Annotated in this window: 2 protein-coding genes (1 of these 2 only partly in view); both read right to left on the reverse strand. The window is 71.9% G+C overall.

Features of this window, described 5'->3' with window-relative positions; all coding sequences use genetic code 11:
* A protein-coding gene (locus ACH4SI_RS30565) for a lonely Cys domain-containing protein (protein ID WP_398301306.1) crosses the window boundary here: on the reverse strand, nt 1-16,830 show its start. The gene continues 34,233 nt to the left of window position 1, outside the view; only the first 16,830 of its 51,063 coding nucleotides appear in the window; its start codon is at nt 16,828-16,830; its stop codon lies beyond the left edge, outside the window.
* On the reverse strand, nt 16,831-17,199 hold the full coding sequence (locus ACH4SI_RS30570; RefSeq protein ID WP_398301308.1) for a hypothetical protein: 369 nt from the start codon (nt 17,197-17,199) through the stop codon (nt 16,831-16,833). It abuts the gene before it with no gap.
* Nucleotides 17,200-17,207: the final 8 nt, after the last annotated feature.

Below are 17,207 nucleotides of genomic sequence, written 5' to 3' on the forward strand. Positions count from 1 at the left end.
CGAGAACTGCTCCGCCCTGAGCCAGTCCACCCACGGGTCATCCGTCTGAAGCCGTATCAGCGCCTCATCCAAGTGGTCCTCGAACCACTCGCGGACCGTCTCGGCCCGCTCCTGCCCCATCTCCCGCGCCTGCTCCGTCGGCCCCTCACCGAACCCGGTGACCACGAAGGACGGCAGTGGCCGCCCCGCACGCCACTCCGCCAGCACCGACGGCGCCACCTCACGCGCCAGATCCTCGATGTCCGCCACATCATCAACGGACAAAATGGTCTCACCCGGCTCGAACCGCACCGTGAGCTCCCGCCCCGCCGGAGCCGGCGCCGCCTCCGAGGAGGACCGGGTGATGGGGGGCGGAACCGGGAGGGGGGAGGTCTCCGGGTTCTGCGGATCGACGGGGTCCGTGGCACGCCATTCCAGGGCGGTCCGGCCCGCGACGTTCCCGGCGGGCGGGCTCAGGGTCAGCACCGTGTGCACGGCGCCCTTGGGCTTCATCTGGCTCGGGACGGCGGCCGTCGACCAGATCTGCCGGCCGAGTCGCTGGGCCAGCTCCCGCGCCAGTCCGGGCAGGTGGCGGTCGAGTTCGGCGATGTCCAGCAGGACCGGAACCGCCAGCTCCTGGCTGAGCAGCGCCTCGTCGCGGGCCAGCAGCTCGGCGAACTGCTCGGGCGTCAGGCTCCTGGTGACGGACCGGTACGTGACCGTCAGCCGGTTCGGGTCCTTGAGGTCCACCGAGGCCCGCACCACATAGGGACGCGCCTTGCTCCGGCCCAGCGCGTCCTTCCCGGACCACGGCGCGTCCTCCAGCCCCGCGGAGGTCCAGACCTTCGACATGATCGGGAACGGGTCCCCGGCCCCGGACCGGAAGTGGCGCCCGTACACCATGTTCGGAGCGTTGAGCGGGTGCAGGGCGGTGGTGTCCGCCAACGCGCCCTGGTTGTCGAGGTGGTACGCGAACAGCGCGTCCGGGTCGGATCCGTCGATCCCGACCGCGTACGCCGTCATGACCAGCTCGCGGACGAAGTTGCGGTGTGCGGGCTTCACGTCGGCGGCCGAGGGCAGTGCCAGGAGCCGCGCGGCGAGCCGGTCGATACCGGACTCGCTCCACGCCTCCAGCATCTTGACCCGCGCCCAGAACATCCGGGACCGCTCGGCGTCACCCACCTCGTCGGGGCCGTCCAGGAGCAGCGCCTCGACGGCCGCGTCGACGACGTCCTCGGTCTTCAGCCAGCGGGCCGCGCGGTCCAGCGACGCGGGCAGGGACACGAAGTCGTCCAGCTCCGTGCCCGGCGGGTTGTCCGCCGCGGCGATCAGCACCTCCCGGTAGTCGTCCTGGCGCGCCTCGGTGTCCTCGGGAAGCGTCGCCGCGACGACCCGCTGGAAGAAGTCGAGGGTGACCGGGCCCGCACCCCGGAACCGCGGGTCGGCCTGCCACATCCGGTCCAGCGCGGCGGCCCCGCGCAGCAGCTCCGCGTACTCCGGGTTCCGCTCGATCCGTACGTCGTCGTCGATCTCCTTGCCCAGCGTCAGCCGCAGCGCCCGCACCAGCCGCAGCGTCGCCGCCCTGGCCTCCTCCGACACCGGACCCGGACCCGTGTGGTAGCCGATCGCCCGCGCCCGGCGGTCGAGCTCCTCGGCATCGGGCTCCGGGAAGTACTGCTCGTAGGACCCACGCCGCCCCCGGGCGTCGGTCTCCATGTACCGGACGTATTCGCCGTCGTAGTACGCGGTGGCGTCGGTGCGGATGGTGCAGTTCGTCTTGTGCCGGGTCTCGTTCGCGAAGTGCTGCCCGACGGGGATGTCCGCGAGCGGGTCGGGCACGAAGGAGCCGGGGAAGGCGTCCACCCAGCGGTCCGTTCGGTACCAGCCGGACGGCACGGCACGGTCCCGGGGCGACCCGGCCCAGCAGAGCACCAGCTCGATCCAGTCGTCCTTGCCGAGCTGCTGCACGCTTCTGCGGTGGGCGACGTACCGCGGTCCCTCGGCGCCCCAGGCCGTGTGCTTCTTGCCGTCATCGAGCCGGAAGTCCATGTAGCCGGGCCCGGCGTGCCCGTCCCAGTAGTACTTCTTCGCCCCCGGTGCGCCCGGTTCCGGCCGGGGGAGCTTCTTGGAGACGACGTCGCGCGTGGCGATGTTGTAGTGGACGTAGTTCTTGACCGAGTCGAGGTGGCGCTGCTGGGCTTCCAGCCCTTCCTTCCTGGCGACCTCCTCCGGGCCGATCGCGGTGCGGCCGAACAGCCGCCCCGTGCGCGCGCCGACGAGGGTCCGGGTGACCACCTTGCGCCACCAGGCCGGGGTGTCCGCGGTGCGGTCGGGTGCCAGACCGGGCACGCTGGGGATCCAGTCCCCCTCGATGTCGCCCTTCGCGCGGACCTCGCCGGCGGCGTAGGTGTCCGACCCGATGAAGCCGAGTGTGGCGTTGCCGCTGTGCGCCCACACCGTCCGGCCCGTCCGCTCCGCCAGCAGCCGCGGCAGGTCCAGCCCCCGGTCACCGGCGCGGGGAATCGCCAGCACGACCGGAGCGTCCGGGGGCAGGCCGGACCGTTCGAGGTCACGCGCGACCAGCTCCACGAACTCGTCGACGGTCAGGTCCCGGGTCGTACTGTCCGGCCAGGGCACCGCCACGCTGTCGTGGCCGCCCTCGGCCGCCACGATGTAGGGCCGCGAAGCGCCCTTCCACGGGGCGTCCTTCCAGTCGATCACCTCTTCGCGGCCGTCCGCACGCCGCCGTATCACCGCCACCTTGCTGGTGCGCAGCGCACGGACCTTCTCCGGGCCCCAGTTGAGGCCCGGGACGCGCTGGCCGCCCACCGTGAAGTAGCGCTTCCGCTTGCTGGAGAGCACGCCCTGCTGGGCGACGTGGTACGCGCCCAGCGCGCCCAGGCTGTCCGCCCAGCCGTCCAGGTACGCGGAGGTCACCAGCTCGTAGAGCTGATCGCGGACATCGGCGTCCACGGTGGCGTCCGCGGGGAGGTGGAGGAGGCCGCGGGCCATGGCGTCCACGTCCAGTGGGCCGTGCCGCAGGCCGGGATCGGCCGTGCGCAGGTCGTTCAGCAGCTCCAGCGGCGCAATGACCTCGGCCGTCACCTGGCGGCGCAGCGCCGTCACGTCCGAGCCCTGCGGGAGGGGCTGCCCGACGTAGCGGCCGAGGCCGCGCCATTCGACGGTGAAGTCGTCGACCGTCAGCGGAGTCGTGCCGGGGGCGGCTTTGGACTGGAGGTGCTGTAGCGCGAGTTCCAGGTCCTCGGTGAACTCGTCGAACGCGGCCGCGGCGCGCGCTTCGGACTCCGCGTCCGCCTGATCGTCGGTGCCCTCGCCGTACCCGGTAAGGATCACGGAGGACGGCGGGAGCCCCCGGTCACGGTTGGCCAGGGCGTCCTGGACCACCTGGTAGGCCAGCCGTCCCAGCGTCCTCTGGACGCCCTTGGACAGGTCGGCGGAGTTCGCGGGGAAGGACATCCGCGTCATCCGGGGCGCGGTGGTGGTGGGCGCGGCGACCGGGCTCGTGACCGGCGCGGTGCGCACCGGCAGGGTGACCTGCTCGCCCAGTCCGGGCATCGCCTGCCCGGACGACGCCCGGGTCACCGGCCGGCCCTCGGGCAGTGTCCGCAGCTTCGGTTCCGGCTCGGCCGGAGGCACTTCGTCGCCGCCGAAGAACGACGCGACCTCGGAGTCGATGCCGAAGGCCGTATCGAAGACGGACTCGGTGTCGGTACCGGTGTCGGTGTCGGTACCGGTGTCGGTACCGGTGTCCGGGTCGGTAACGGAGTCGGCGTCGGGTACGGACGGGACGGTGTCCGGCCGCGGAAGGGCGGCGGTCGCGCCACCGGCCGCCAGGGGCGGCTGCGCCGGGGACTGCGCCGGCGGCGGCGCGTCAACCGGACGCTTGGCGGTGAAGCTCTTGGCCGTCGGCTCTTCCGCGAGGTGTGCCGAGGGCTTCAGCGTGAGGGCCGGGGGCCGCTGCGGGCCGGGCTGGGACAGCCCGATGGGGTACGCGGTCGAGTAGAGGACCCGGCCGACCCGCTTGGCGATGCGCGTCGCCAGGTCGGGGGCCAGCCGGTCGACCTCCGAGATGGCCAGCAGGACCGGGGTCGTGAGGTCGGTGTTGAGCAACCGCCGGTCGTTGGCCAGGAGTTCGATGAAGTCCTCGACCGGAACGCGTCGCTTCACCCCGTCGTAGTACAGCCAGATGTAGTGGGCCGGATCCCTGGGGTCCAGCGCGGCGCGCACCACATAGGGCGTGGTGTTCTCGGCTGCCCACTCCGGTGTGGAGATTCCGCCCGGGGTCGTGATCCGGGTCAGGTCGATGAGCGGCGCCTTGCGCTTGGGCGAGTAGTCCCGGCCGACGCGCCCCCCGCCGTCCCGAAGCCGCATCTCGGTATCGGCGGAGAACGCGCCCTCGTTCTCCAGGTCGTACGCGGCCAGTGCCACAGGGTCGGCCCCGTCACGGCCCACGGCGTACGCGACAGTGGTCAGAGACCGGAGGCTCTCGCGCCACTCGTCGTCCACCTCGGCCGGGTCCAGGTGCAGCGCGCGGGCCGCGAGCGCGTCCAGATCCGGGCCGGGCTCGGGCAGCGCCTCCTGGGCCTTGACCCGCGCCCAGAACATCCGGGAGAGCTCGGCCTCCCCCGCCTGGTCCGGTCCGGACAGCCCCAGGGCCTCCGCGGCCGCGTCCGCCATGTTCGCCCGGCTCGCCCCGACGGCTGCCCGGTCCACCGACGCGGGCAGCGTGACGAAGTCGCTCAGAGGCGTGCCCGGGACGACGCCCGCGGCCGCGGTGAGCACCGCGCGGTACGCGTCCTCGTCCGGGTCCGGCCCGCTCTCCGGCCGGGCCGCGACGATCCGTTGGAACAGGTCCAGGGTGAAGAGCTTGGTGCCGGCGGCCCGCGGATCGGCCCGCCACATGTGGTCCAGCGCCGCCGCACCGCGCAGCAGCGTGGCGTAGCCGGGGTCGTTCGCCACCTGAACGCCGTCGTCCACCGCGTTGCCGAGCGTGAGCTTCAGCGCCCGCACCAGACGCAGTGTCCGCTCCAGCACCGCCGGGGTCGGCTGCCCCGGCCCGCTGTGGAATCCGGCCACCCGCGCCCGGAGCGCCAGTTCCCCGGCGTCGGGCTCCGGGAAGAAGTCCACCTCCGACGATTCGTTGCCCTGAGGGTCGGTGTACAGCAGCCGGACCAGTTCCGCGTCGTGGTACGACAGCGCCGCCAGGCGGGTGGAAGCGCTCACCTTGACGCCGAGCTCGTTCGAGAAGAGCTGTCCGATGGGAACGTCCGCGAGCGGATCGGGCACGAAGGCGTTGGGGGCGGCCTCCGTGTGGGAGCGCAGCGCCGGCAGGCCGCGGTCCACGGCGGTACCGGCCCAGCAGGCCGGCAGGATCAGCCAGTCGTCCTTGCCCATGTCCGAGAAGCTCTTGCGCCTCTTGAGCCAGCGCGGCCCCTCCCGCCCCTCGGCGCTGTGCGTCTTCCCGTCTTCCAGCTGGAAGACGACGTAGCCGGGGCCCCCGTGCAGGACGAAGGTGCGGATCCTCGCCCCCGGCTTGATCTTCCGCTCCGTGCGGATCTTCGGGGAGTAGGTCTTCGTGACGGGGTTGAAGTGGGCGAACTTGTTGATCCGGTGGGCACGCCGGAGGGCCGGTTCGTAGTCGGCCAGTTCGCCCGGCGCGAGCGAGGTACGTCCGATCTGCCTGCCGGTGCGGCTGCTGATCGCCGGCGAGGACACCACCTTCCGGTACCAGTCCGGAAGGTTCTCGCCGGGCTCGGGCGCCATGTCGACATCGCTGGCGCTCCAGTCTCCCTCCGCGGCCCCCTCCCGGAAGGTCAGTTCGATGACGGGCCGCCCGTCGTCGCCCGGCGTGGCCGTCACCTCACCGCTGTGGGCCGCCACGACGCGGTCGAAGCGCGCGGCGAGCTTCCGCGGCAGTTCCACGTCACGGTCGCCGGCGTGCGGGATGACGAGTACGACCGGCGTGTCCTCCGGGAGCCTCGCCAGCTCCGGGTCGTACGCCATCAGCTCGACGAACTCGTCGATGTCCAGGTCCCGGGTCGTGCCGTCCGGCCACGGCACGGTGACCTTGTCGTGGGAACCGGCGGCGGCGATGACATAGGGGCCGTCCGGCCACGGGGCATCCGCCCATTGCTCGGTCGGCGTCCCGGTCTTCGGGACCCTGGTCGTCCTGATCCGGGCGGTGGACAGCTCCTTGTCGGGCAGCCCGAGCCAGTCGATGCCGGTGAACCGCCGGTTCTGGCCCTGGGAGCCCGGGGCCTGGAAGCGGTGGCGCGATCGGAACACGCCTTGCTGGGCGGCGTGGAACGCGCTCAGCGCCGCCACACTGGTCGCCCGGCCACCCCGGTGCGCCTCGACGGCCAGGCCGTACAGCTGCGCGCGCGCCGCGTCGTCCACCGGGTTGTGCGACGGCAGGTGCAGGACGCGGCGGGCCAGCGCGTCCACGTCGTACGGGCCGTACCGCAGCGCGTGGTCCTCGCGGCGCAGCCTGTCCAGCAGCGCCGCGGGCGAGACGACCTCGATCGTGGTCTGCCGCCGCAGCTCGTCCCGGCTCGCCGTACCGGGCGCGGCATGACGCCCGACGTCGCGGCCGCGAACGCGGTCCATGAAGTCGAAGTGCTCGACGGTGAGCCGGTTCGCTGCCGGCACGCCCTCCTGGAGCTCGTCCAGCGCCTGGTTGAGCTGGTGCATGAACTCGTCGAGCACCGTCTCCGCGCGGTCCTCGCCCCTCTCCTGCGCCTGATCGGCCGGGCCCTCGCCGTAGCCGGTGATCACGCCGGCGGGCATCGGCAGCCGCGCACGCTGGTTCCGCAGACCGGCGGCGGCCACCTCGTACGCCAGCTCCGAGATCTCGTCCACGTCGTCCTCGGACAGACTGGTGGACCCCGGCTCGAACCGGAGCGTGGTCACCGGCGCCGGCTCGGGCCCCTGCCCGGACGCCGGACCGGTCACCGGCACGGTGTGCACCGGCAGCGAGAACTCCTGGCCCACGCCGGGCATCTGCGCCCCGGAGGAGGACAGGCCGATGGGGTCGCCCGGCGTCGGCGGACTGCGGTCGGCCGATGCGGAGTCGGTGACGGAGGCGGTGTCCGACGCGCTGTCGTAGCCGGAGTCGGTGTCCGACGCGTCCACGGGTCCGGTGGCCTTGGTGGCGGGCGGAGCGCCCTGTGTGACGACCGACAGGGGAGGATGGTTCGTGGTCAGCGCGGGCGGCTCGGTGCGTCCCCAGTCGTCCTTCGCGCTCGACTGCGCCGGGTCCCCCGTCAGCACGAGCACGTTCCGCTTCGACGTGCTGTCGGCCACCACCGCGGCGGGGTGCTTGGGCATCAGCACGGTCCTGGCCGTGCCCTCCCGGGCCGCCAGGGCGTCCGCCATCCTGGCGGCCCGCGGACCCGCGCCCGGTCCGATCAGGACGATGGGAGCGGTGAGCGGGGTGGTGCGCGTGGCCTGCTCGATGAACGCGACGATCTCCTCGAACGGCACCTTGCGGGTGGTGCCCCCGGGCCAGGGAACCTCTACGGGGTCCTGGTCGCCGTCGACCATCAGCACGAACGCGTTCGGGTCCACGGCGGTGCGGCTCTCACCGCCCGTCGTCGTGCCATCGGGCGATATCCGGTAGGCGTCCGTGGCCAGCGGGCCGCCGAGGGGTTTGCCGGTCAGGTTGAGTCCCGTCACCGCGCCGGTGGGTGTGGTGATCGCGGTGGCCGGGGAGAACAGCCCGTTGCGCTTGAGGTGGTACGCGGCCAGGGCGACCGGGTCGTACACGCTGACGCCGGTCAGCGCGGCCCCGGCCATCACCCACAGGGCCATCCGCCGCAGTGCGCCCAGGTCCGGCTGAGCACCGCCCACGTGCAGCATCCGGGCCGCCATGGCGTCCGAATCCGGGCGGGTCATCAGCGCCTGCATGGCCTTGGTGAGCGCCCAGAACACCAGGGGCCGACGGGGGTCGCCCGGGGCGGGAAGCGATTTCAGTCCCATCGCGCCGAGGCTCTGCGGGTTGAGGTTCCGCATCATGGCCGTGGCCTGGTCGAGGAGCGTGAGCGGCACGAAGTCGTTCAGGGCGACCGGGCCGGAGGCGCCCTGCAGCCGGCCGTGCGCCTCGCCCAGCACCCGCCGGACGGTGTCCCGGAGTTCGGCGGCATCGGCGAACGGGGCCGGCTTCGGCTTCGGCGTCCCCTGCTGTTCGAGGCGGGCCCGCACCACGAAGTCCAGCAAGTCCGGGCTGAGCACGCCCGCCTCGGCCGGCTTCGGATCGGCGCGGCGCATGGTCTCCAGCGCGCCGATGCCGCGCAAAAGCTTCTGGTACTCCCCCGACGGATCGTCCCTGTCGGCCTCGACCTCGTGCCCGAAGACCCCGCGCAAGGCCCGTACCAGCAGCAGGGCGGTGTCCCGGTCGGCCTCCGACACCGGGGCGGAGTCCGGCAGGTCGAAGGCCACCCGCGCGAGCCGGTCGAGCACGTCCGGTGCGGGCTCGGCCCGAAGCTCCGACCACGCCCCCAGCTCGCCCCGGGACGTGGCGTTGATGGCATGGACGGTGATACCCGTCGCGCTCTTCGCCGCCAGGGCGTGCACCCGGTTGGGAACGATCAACGGGTGGTCCTCGCCGAGCGCGTTGACCGCCTTCTGCGCCTGGGAAATGGTCGTCCACGGGTTCGACACGAAGGGCGCGTCGATGCCGTCGTGCAGGTTGAGGGGAGGGCCCCCGAAGGCGGCGTTCGCCCAGCACGCCTCCACCACGATCGGCGCTCCCTTGGGGAGCGCCCGCACACTCGGGCGGCGCTTCAGGTAGCCGCCGACCTGCTCGCCGGGGGTGGTCTTCGCCTCGCCGTGTCCGTCGCCGGCCGTGGCGTCCACCATGAAGAACCAGCCCGGGAGGCCGTGCAGCACGAAGTGATACGCGTCCCGGTCCTTCCACGGCGGGTCCTGCTCAGCGGTGAGGGGCCGTTTGGTGACCGGGTCGACGTGTACGTACTGGGCGTTCTGGAGGTCCTTGAGGAGGTCTTCCCGCTCGATCAGGTCGATGTCGGCGAAGATCGCACGGCCGCTGGGCCGGTTGGACCCGGGCGTGGTGAGGGTGACGCTCTTGACGTCCCGGTCCATCAGCTTCGTGCCGTCGGCCAGGACGATGAACCCGTTCCCCTCCTTGGCCCACGCACCGTCCGGGCCCAGATCGTCGGGGCCGATCGTGATCCACCTGCCCAGCGGCTCTCCCTGTGTCCGCCGGTCCACCGGCGGCATGCGGTACCGCTTCGTGCTCGGGTCGAAGAACATCTGAGGCGTGCCGCTGTGCGCCATCAGCCTCCGCCGGATGGTGGCGGAGATGCCACGCGGCATCTCCAGGCCGCGGTCTCCCGCGTGCGGCACCACAAGCGTCACCAGGGCCAGAGGACCGCGGCCGGCCAGCTCTTCATCCATGGCGAGCAGTTCGGCGACCTCGTCGCCCGGTACCCGGCGCGTCGAACCGTCCGGCCATGGCACCTCGATGTGGTCCCGCCCGCCGTCCGCCTCCACGAGGTAGGGACGGTTGCTGCCGGCCTGGTCCGGCCCCTTGACGGCCGGCGGCGGGGGCTGATTGCCCTTGAAACTCCGGCCCACCACCGAACCGTCGTCCGGGGAGAACACCAGGGTCCGCTCGGACAGCACATCGCCCCGCCGGACGAGGTGGAACGCGCCCAGAGACGCGAGGCTCTTGTCCCGCCCCTCGGCCATCGCCTCGCCCACCAGGGCGTACAGGTCGTCGCGCACCGCCGCGTCCACGGGGGTCGACGCGTCCAGGTGCAGGATCTTGCGCGCCAGCGGAACCGGATCGAACGGACCCTCACTCAGCTCCGGGTCGGCCTGCCGCAGCTCGTCCAGCCGCTGCACCGCCGCCGTCCCGGACGGCAGCTCGAACTCGACCACCACCTGCCCGGCCTCGCCCTGCGCGGCGGCGTCCCCCGGCTTCCGGCCGGACGAAGCGACCGTGAACGTGCCCTCCGCGCCCGGCCGCTGAAGCCCGGCACGGTACGCCTCGGCGACCGCCGCCGCACGCCGCCCCGCGGCCCCCGACTCCGACACCTGACCGCTGTCGTCATAGCCGGTCACCACCAGGCGCGACCCCGGAAGACCCGCGAGCACGTTACGCGCGCCCGCCTCGATCGCACGCCCGACCAGCTCCCGCACCCGGGCCCGCTGGTTGTTGCTGAGCTTCTCCGCACCCTCCGTGAAATTGATCCGGCTCGACACCGGCAGCACCGACTCGACGGGGCCCCAACTCCGCTCCGCACTCCCCTGCTCGGCCGGCGAAAGGGAAGCCATCCCAGCGGCGGGAGCGGTGACCGGGGCGGCGGATTCCCCAGCCGGGCCCGCGACCTGCTTGTTCTTCGCCCCGGCACCGGACTTCTTCTTCTTACCGGCGTTGGTGACGAACCTGTCGAAGTGCGGCCCTGCCCACACCCCGGCCACGGTGCGCATCGCGGGGGGCGCGGTGAACTCGACCGTCGTGCGCGGCGTTTCCGGGCTCGTGCCGCCGGGCGCGGCGGCCGGCCCGGGGTTCCCGGCCTGGCCTCGGCCGGCGACGGTGAGGTGGCCGGCGGTGAGACGGTCCTCCGGCGATACGTCCGCCTGGAATCCGGCCAGCACCTCGTCCAGGCGCCCCAGGAACCAGGTGCGTGCCGCCTCCGCGCGCGCCTGACCCATCTCCAGAGCCTGGGGCGCCGGGCCCTCGCCGTAGCCGGTGATCACACCGTCCGGCAGCGGCCGCCGCGCGTACCAGGTGTCCAGAGCGTCCAGCGCCACCTCGTGCGCCAGGACGTCGAGGTCCGCCATGGCGTCCTCGGACAGCGCGGTGGACCCCGGCGCGAAGTCCAGCCCGGCCGACGGCAGCGCCGCGGAGGGTGCGGGACGGGCCGTGGAACGCGGCGCCTGGGCCGGCGCGGCGTGCACGCCCGCGGCCGACTGCTGGGCTCTGCTCCACGAGCCGAGCATCCTCGTCAGCGTTTCCTTGGACACCGCCGGGTCGAGGCCCCGTTGCCCGGCGTACGCCGCGACCGTCTGCTCGAGTTCCTTCCATGTCACGGGGCCGGCGCCCTGGCGTGCCCGCTCCCACGCGGCGAAGCCCTGGATCAGCGCCTGGAATTCCGCGGCCCGCTGCGGAGCGGTGTCGATGTCCGGGCCGTGCGTCTCCCGCAGAGCCCGCACCCACCGCAGCATCCGGGTGGTCCGCTGCGGCAGGTCCGCAGGCAGCCCCGCGCGATCGGCCCAGGCGTTCAGTTCCGCCCACTGCGGATCGGGGCGGAACTCCAGGATGCGGTATGTGGGCCGGTCCGGATCGTCGAACTTGATCAGCCGCGGGGGCATGTCCCCTTCGGCCGTCTCCACCGTGGTCTGCGCCTCCATCGCGAACACGGTCCGCCCGGTCTGGTTCGCGAGTTCCTGCGCCGCAAGAGTGCGTGACAGCCGGTCCCTGCCCGGCGCGGCCATCGCCATCTCGCACCACAGCAGCCACACCGGCGCGTCCGGCGGCATCGCCCGGAGCACCGGGTCCCGGGCGAGCAGCCGCCCGGCCTCCTCGGGCGGCACGACGTGGTTGTTTCCCGTGCTCCGGACCGGCACCACGACACGGCCCGTGTTCCCGTGCCCGACCGCGACGAACGCGCCGGTCAGCGACCGGGGCAGGGTCCGCAGTCCGCTCTGCCGGGCGCGGGCGACGCCCGGGAGCCCCTCGTCGTAGTCCGTGTAGTGCGCCACCGCCGACACGGTACGAAGGGCGTCCTCCAGGAGTGCCATGTCCGTCTCGTTCAGGAAGGCCCGCCCGGTCAGCGCCTGTCCGTCGATCGTGGTCAGCGCGTACGACTGGATGTCGTCGTCCTGGAACACCGTCCCGTTGGTCGCCGTGATCTGGCCCTTGGGACCCGGGATCACCATGCCCGGATCGTGGGGGTACCACGTGCCCACCGGCTCCCGGCGCGGGTTGTCATTCGCCAGGGCGAGCCCCCGTCGGCTGGTGCCGTCGCCCAGGGGCTGCAACCGGAAGTCGCCGTCGGTGGACCAGACCCGCGCCTGCGAACGGTCCGCCACAAGCCGCTCGAACTCCATCGTCCCCAGACCGGTGGCGCCGGGCACCAGCAACAGCACCTGGGCGCCTTGCGGCCGGGCCGGGTCGTGCGCCACGAGTTCCGCGAACTCCTCGTGGTCCACCTCCACCGTGGCGCCCTGGCCGTCGCGCACCATGAGCAGGCCGGAGTCCGCCGTTTCCGCGAAGACCAGATGAACCGGCCGGCCGCTCCAGGGTGCGGGCCTCGCGTCCCACCCACCGGTCTCGGTCCTCTGGGCGATGTCGTCGAGGTGCAACTCCGGAAGGGCCCGCCCCATCCAGTTCCGTGCCGTGAACCGGTTGTCAGGGGCGTTCAGCGCCGTGGCATCCGCCAGGGTCCCTCTCGTCCCGAGCTCATACGCCGCCACCGCCGCCAGGCTTCCCGCCCGGTTCCGCCGTGCCGCGCTCGACACCATCGACAGGAGCTGGAAGGCCGTCTGAGGGGGGACCGGGGCTGAAGGGGGCAGGTGCAGCACCCTCCGTGCGATTCCGTCCAGATCGATCGGTCCGGACCCGAACCGGGCGTCCCTCGCACGGGCCGCGTCCACCACCGCCAGCGAATTCATCATCTGCGGGAACATCTGATGAGAGGCCACGTCCGTGCCGAACTTGGCTTCGAGTACGGTCCGCAGCTGCTGCTGGTAGTCCGACCCGCTCGCCGGCGGCGGGTGGGGCAGGGAGCTCGTCGCCACCGCGCTCGCCGCCGGGGCGGGGGCGGACGCCGGATCGGTATCGGGCACGGGGGCGAGGTCGTGGGGCTGCGGCTGGTGGGTGCCCTCGGCGCGGTCCCAGAACGCCCGGTACCCCTCGTAGACCCAGTTCTCCTTCCGCGGGCCGGCGAGCTGGTTCGCCGGCCGCGCGTGCACGGCCTCCGGGTCGGGCCCGTACAGCCGCTCCAGCAGCGGCAGCAACGCCTTCTCGTGCTGCCGCACCCAGGCAGGACCGTTGTTCCGCCGCTGCTTGGTGAACCCGTCCCTGCCGCCGTTGGTGCCCAGGTAGGCGTTGGTGACCTGGGCGAAGTACTCGTATTCGTCGAGGGACGAGTAGTTGGGCCGCTTGCGCTTGCCGGAAGGGTCGCGCAACGGGCCGTCCGGCCAGACCGCGGCGTCCCCCTGGGCCAGCTTGGCGTGGTACGCGTCCCGGATGCGCTGCTGGTCGGCGGGCGAAAGCCCGTACTTGTGGAGGGTGTGCGCGAACTCGTGGGTCGTCGTGGAGTAGCCCTCCGGGTAGGAGCGCCGCTCCGCGGGCGCGGACGTCACCTCACCGAGCAGGTTCTCCTCCGTCACCCCCGCGGTGAGCATCCCGGCGCCACGTACCTCCTCCCACGGGCGCCCGTCGGCCGTCGTGGTCCCCGCCAGGTGACGGAACGGGTCCAGCGCGGTCATCGCCTCGCCCTTCGGCACCACGACCACGCGCGCGCCGTCCTTCAGCAGCTTCACCGCCACCTCGGAATCGCGCATCATGCGCGCGATCTGGTCCAGCACCTCGCGCCGCGCCGACACCGGCTGGTCCACCCCGGCCGGGATCTGCACCATGAGCTGGGCGGCGGTCCGGGCGAACTCCGCACCGGACAGTTTCTGGTGCAACGTGTCCACCAGCGCGGGGTCGGACGCCAGCCGCTCCCGATCGGCGGACGACAGCAGCGACAGCTCCCGGGCCCGGTCCTCGGGCGCCAGATCCGGCAACCGCAACGCCAGGTCCGCGGCCACCGGGACGGTACGCGTGGCATCCGCGGTGGCGGGAACGTCGCGGTCCGGGGTGCCGGGTACGGCCGCCGAGGTGTCGGTGGTGGGCCGGTCCGGGGTGAGCACCGGGTCGGCCGGGAGGTCGGTGGACGTGGTCGCGGTCGGCTTCGGCGGGAGCGGGGCGGCCGGGGCCTGCGCCTCGGTGGCCCCCGTGGTGGCGCCGCGGACCAGGGGGGTCCGGCCGAGGTTCTTCCGGAGCGTGTCGGCGAGCGCGAGGCCCGACGGCGCGTCCGGTCCGTTCCTCAGCAGATGGTCGGCGACCTGGCGTACCGCGTCACGGTAAGTGCGCTCGGCGTGGCGGGAGTCGGCCAGGACGGGGGCCGACGCCAGCGGCAGCACCAGGGCGACCGCCTTGTCCCAGGCCCGGTCGACCTCGGCCTCGGTCGGCCGCGGTGTGGTGGTGGTCTGCGGTGTGGTGGTCTGTGATGCCGCCGCCGGGCGCGGATCACCGTTCGACGCCGCGTCCTTGAAGTCGGCGTACGCCCCGTCCCACAGGCGCAGCGAGGCGTTGGCCGCCACGGTGTCGACCGCCGGCGGCCAGGGGCTGGGCTGCGCCATGAGCAGGCGGACCTGGTCGACGGGGTCCAGCGCGCTGACGGCGATCCCGTCGCCCGGGGGCACCGTTTGGTGCTCGGGGTCCAGGGTGATGCCCGCGTCGCGCAGCGCGGCCGGGGTGACGGTGGCGTCCGGGCCGTGGAGCTGGAGCAGATCTTCCGTCAGGCCGTCCGGCAGGTCCTCCGCCGTGACCTGGTTCGCGATCCACTCGCGCTGGGCGTCGTCGCGCTGGGGCTGGGACGGGGTGTGGCCGGGTTCGCTGGGGCCCGCGGTGTGCGGGGGGACGCCGAGGTCGCGCAACCGGGACGTGGCGTCGAGGAGTTGCTCGTGCGCCTGCTGGGCGCGGGTCCGGGCGTCCGTGAGTGCGCCCGTGGTGTCGGCCTCGCCGTTGCCGAGTTCGTCGACGGTGTGCATGGCGTCGGCGTACGTGGTGAGCGCGTCCGCGTACGTGTCGCGCGCCCGGACGATGTCCTCCTGGCGCTGGGCGTCCGGAACGCCGCTTCCGGGAGTGCGCGGCGTGTCGCCGAGGTGGGGCGCGTCCTTGTCGGCGCCCGGGGTGGCATCGGTGCGCGGACCGGTCTGCGTGTCCTGCTGCCCCGGTGCCTGCTCGGGGCGGGGCTGCCCGGCGGGGGTGTGCTGCGGGAGGGAGCTGGGGACGGGGGTCTTGCCCGGCGTCCCGTTCTGGGACCCGGTGTTGTTCTGCGGGGTGCCCGCGGATGTTTCGGGGGAGTCCTCGGTTTCGGGGGAGTTCTCGGCGGAGTCGAGGTCGCCGTAGTCGGTGAGTTCGCTGTCCGATCCCGAGACGGTCGGGACGTTCGACAGCGGAGTGTTCAGCGCGGCGGGGTTGTTCAGGGTGCCCGGGCCGGTGATGGCGCTCGGGTTGGTCAGCAGGTCCGGCGTCTTCAGCGCGTCCGGGCCGGTGAGCGTGGTCAAGGGGTCCGGCGTGTCCAGCACGGACGCGATGTTCTGGAACTCCGGGGACGTGTTGAGGGAGGTCGGGTCCTTGAGGAGGTCCGGGCTCTTCAGATAGCTGTTCGCCGTCCCGGGGGCGATCAGGCTGTTCGGCGATGTGATCGAGGACGGGTTCGTGGCGAACGAGCCCGGCGTGTCGCCGACGGTGCTGCCGTCGTACGAGGTGACCGACGAGGTGTCCGAGAGGTCCGAGACCGAGTCCCGGTCGAAGATGGACGGCTCGTACGACGAGACGGATGAGGTGTCCGTGCTGTCGTAGTCGACCGGACTGATCTGGGGCGAGGGCGTGTTGCCGGTCCCGGGGGCTGGGGTGTACGGGGCGGGCGGGACCGAGGAGCCCACGGTCGTGGGAGGGGTGGCGGGGGAAATGGGCGTGGGGGCGGGCTTGGAGTTCGTCGCCCCCGGGCCCGAGGTGACCGTGGAATTGTTGCCGGCGCCTTCGCTGAGGCGCTTGTTCAGGATGTCAGTGGTGTTCTGCTGGAACTTGGTGAAGACGTTCCCGTCGGGGAACATCTTGGTGTGCAGGGACTCGGAACTCTGCTGCACGGGTCCGTGCATGAATATCTCGGACACCCCGCTGAGGCCGGAGCCGACGAGGTCCATCCAGTTCCATTTGCCCAGCACGATGGCCGTGGCGATGGTCTCGCCGAAGCCCTCGGCCACGAAATTCGACGGGATGTCGAACATCGCGTTGTTCACGTTGTTCTTGTTGAACAGGTTCTTGAAGTTGATCTCGAACTTGCCGAAAACATCCTTGGCGAAATTGTTCTTGAAGACGTTCGACAGGACGTTCTTGAGGTTGAATGCCCCAGCACCGAAATGACCGATGAAGAATCCGGCCAGTCCGCCGACCGCCGCCGAGATGCCGACGTCCTTCCAGTCGATCCCCCCGCCCTGCATTTCGGGGGGATTGATGGACATGGCGACCAGCTGAACGGCGAGGCTCTGAATGGCCTCCTCGATCGCCTCGGACAGCGACGGGAAGAACTGGATGTACCGCAGGAGACGATCCACCGTCATCAGGATCGCCAGCCTGGCCCTCATCCGGGCCAGGATCATCTCCGAGGCCGAGGCACCACCGGTGAACACGGAGACCGCCGCCAGGATCGCCAACTCCAGGATCAGCGCGATGATCTCGGCGATGATCTCGAAGTGCGCCTTCTGGATCTGCAGGGACAGCTTGCCCTGGTTGTCGACGTACTGATCCATCTGCTGCGAGAAGCGCTGAAAGGCGTCGCCGCCGTTTCTGTTCACCAACTGGGACAACGACTGCTCATAGGCGTCGGCCACATTCGGCGGGAGGGAGTCCCTCACCTCGTCGATCGAGTCCAGAATCCGCTGACGCATGTCGAGGACCCACGAACCGAGCTCCGTGTAGAGGTCACGGCTGACCCAGGCCTTGCCGGCCTTCGCCTGCAGCGGCTTTGTGCCGAGCAGGGCGAACAGCATGCCGTCGACCTCTTCGGGATACTCGATGTCGTACATCTAGCGCTTCCCGTGGCCACCGTTACGGTAGTTGTCCGCGTTCACCTTGGCCTCGTCGATCCTGTCCTGGACCGCTCCCTGGGTCTGCCCGATGCTGCGCAGACTCTCCTGTACGGCCGACTCCAGTCCGATCATGAACTGGCTCACACCGTCGATGAACCCCTCGCAGCTCTCGTTCTGAGCCAGCCACTGCGAATTGGTCTCCTGGAAGAACTCGTCGGAGTGTCCGTTCCACCCCTCGACCCCATCCTTCAGGCGAGTGAACCGGGCCTTCGCCTCTTTCGGTGCCTCCGCGTTCCCCCGGATCCCGTCAAGGGCCCGCTTCATGCCCGAGGGATTCGCCTCGTAATTGTTGTAGTAGCCGCTCACTGCGGATC

Origin of the sequence: Streptomyces sp. NPDC021212 (genome assembly GCF_044332925.1) — a bacterium.
GTDB lineage: Bacteria > Actinomycetota > Actinomycetes > Streptomycetales > Streptomycetaceae > Streptomyces.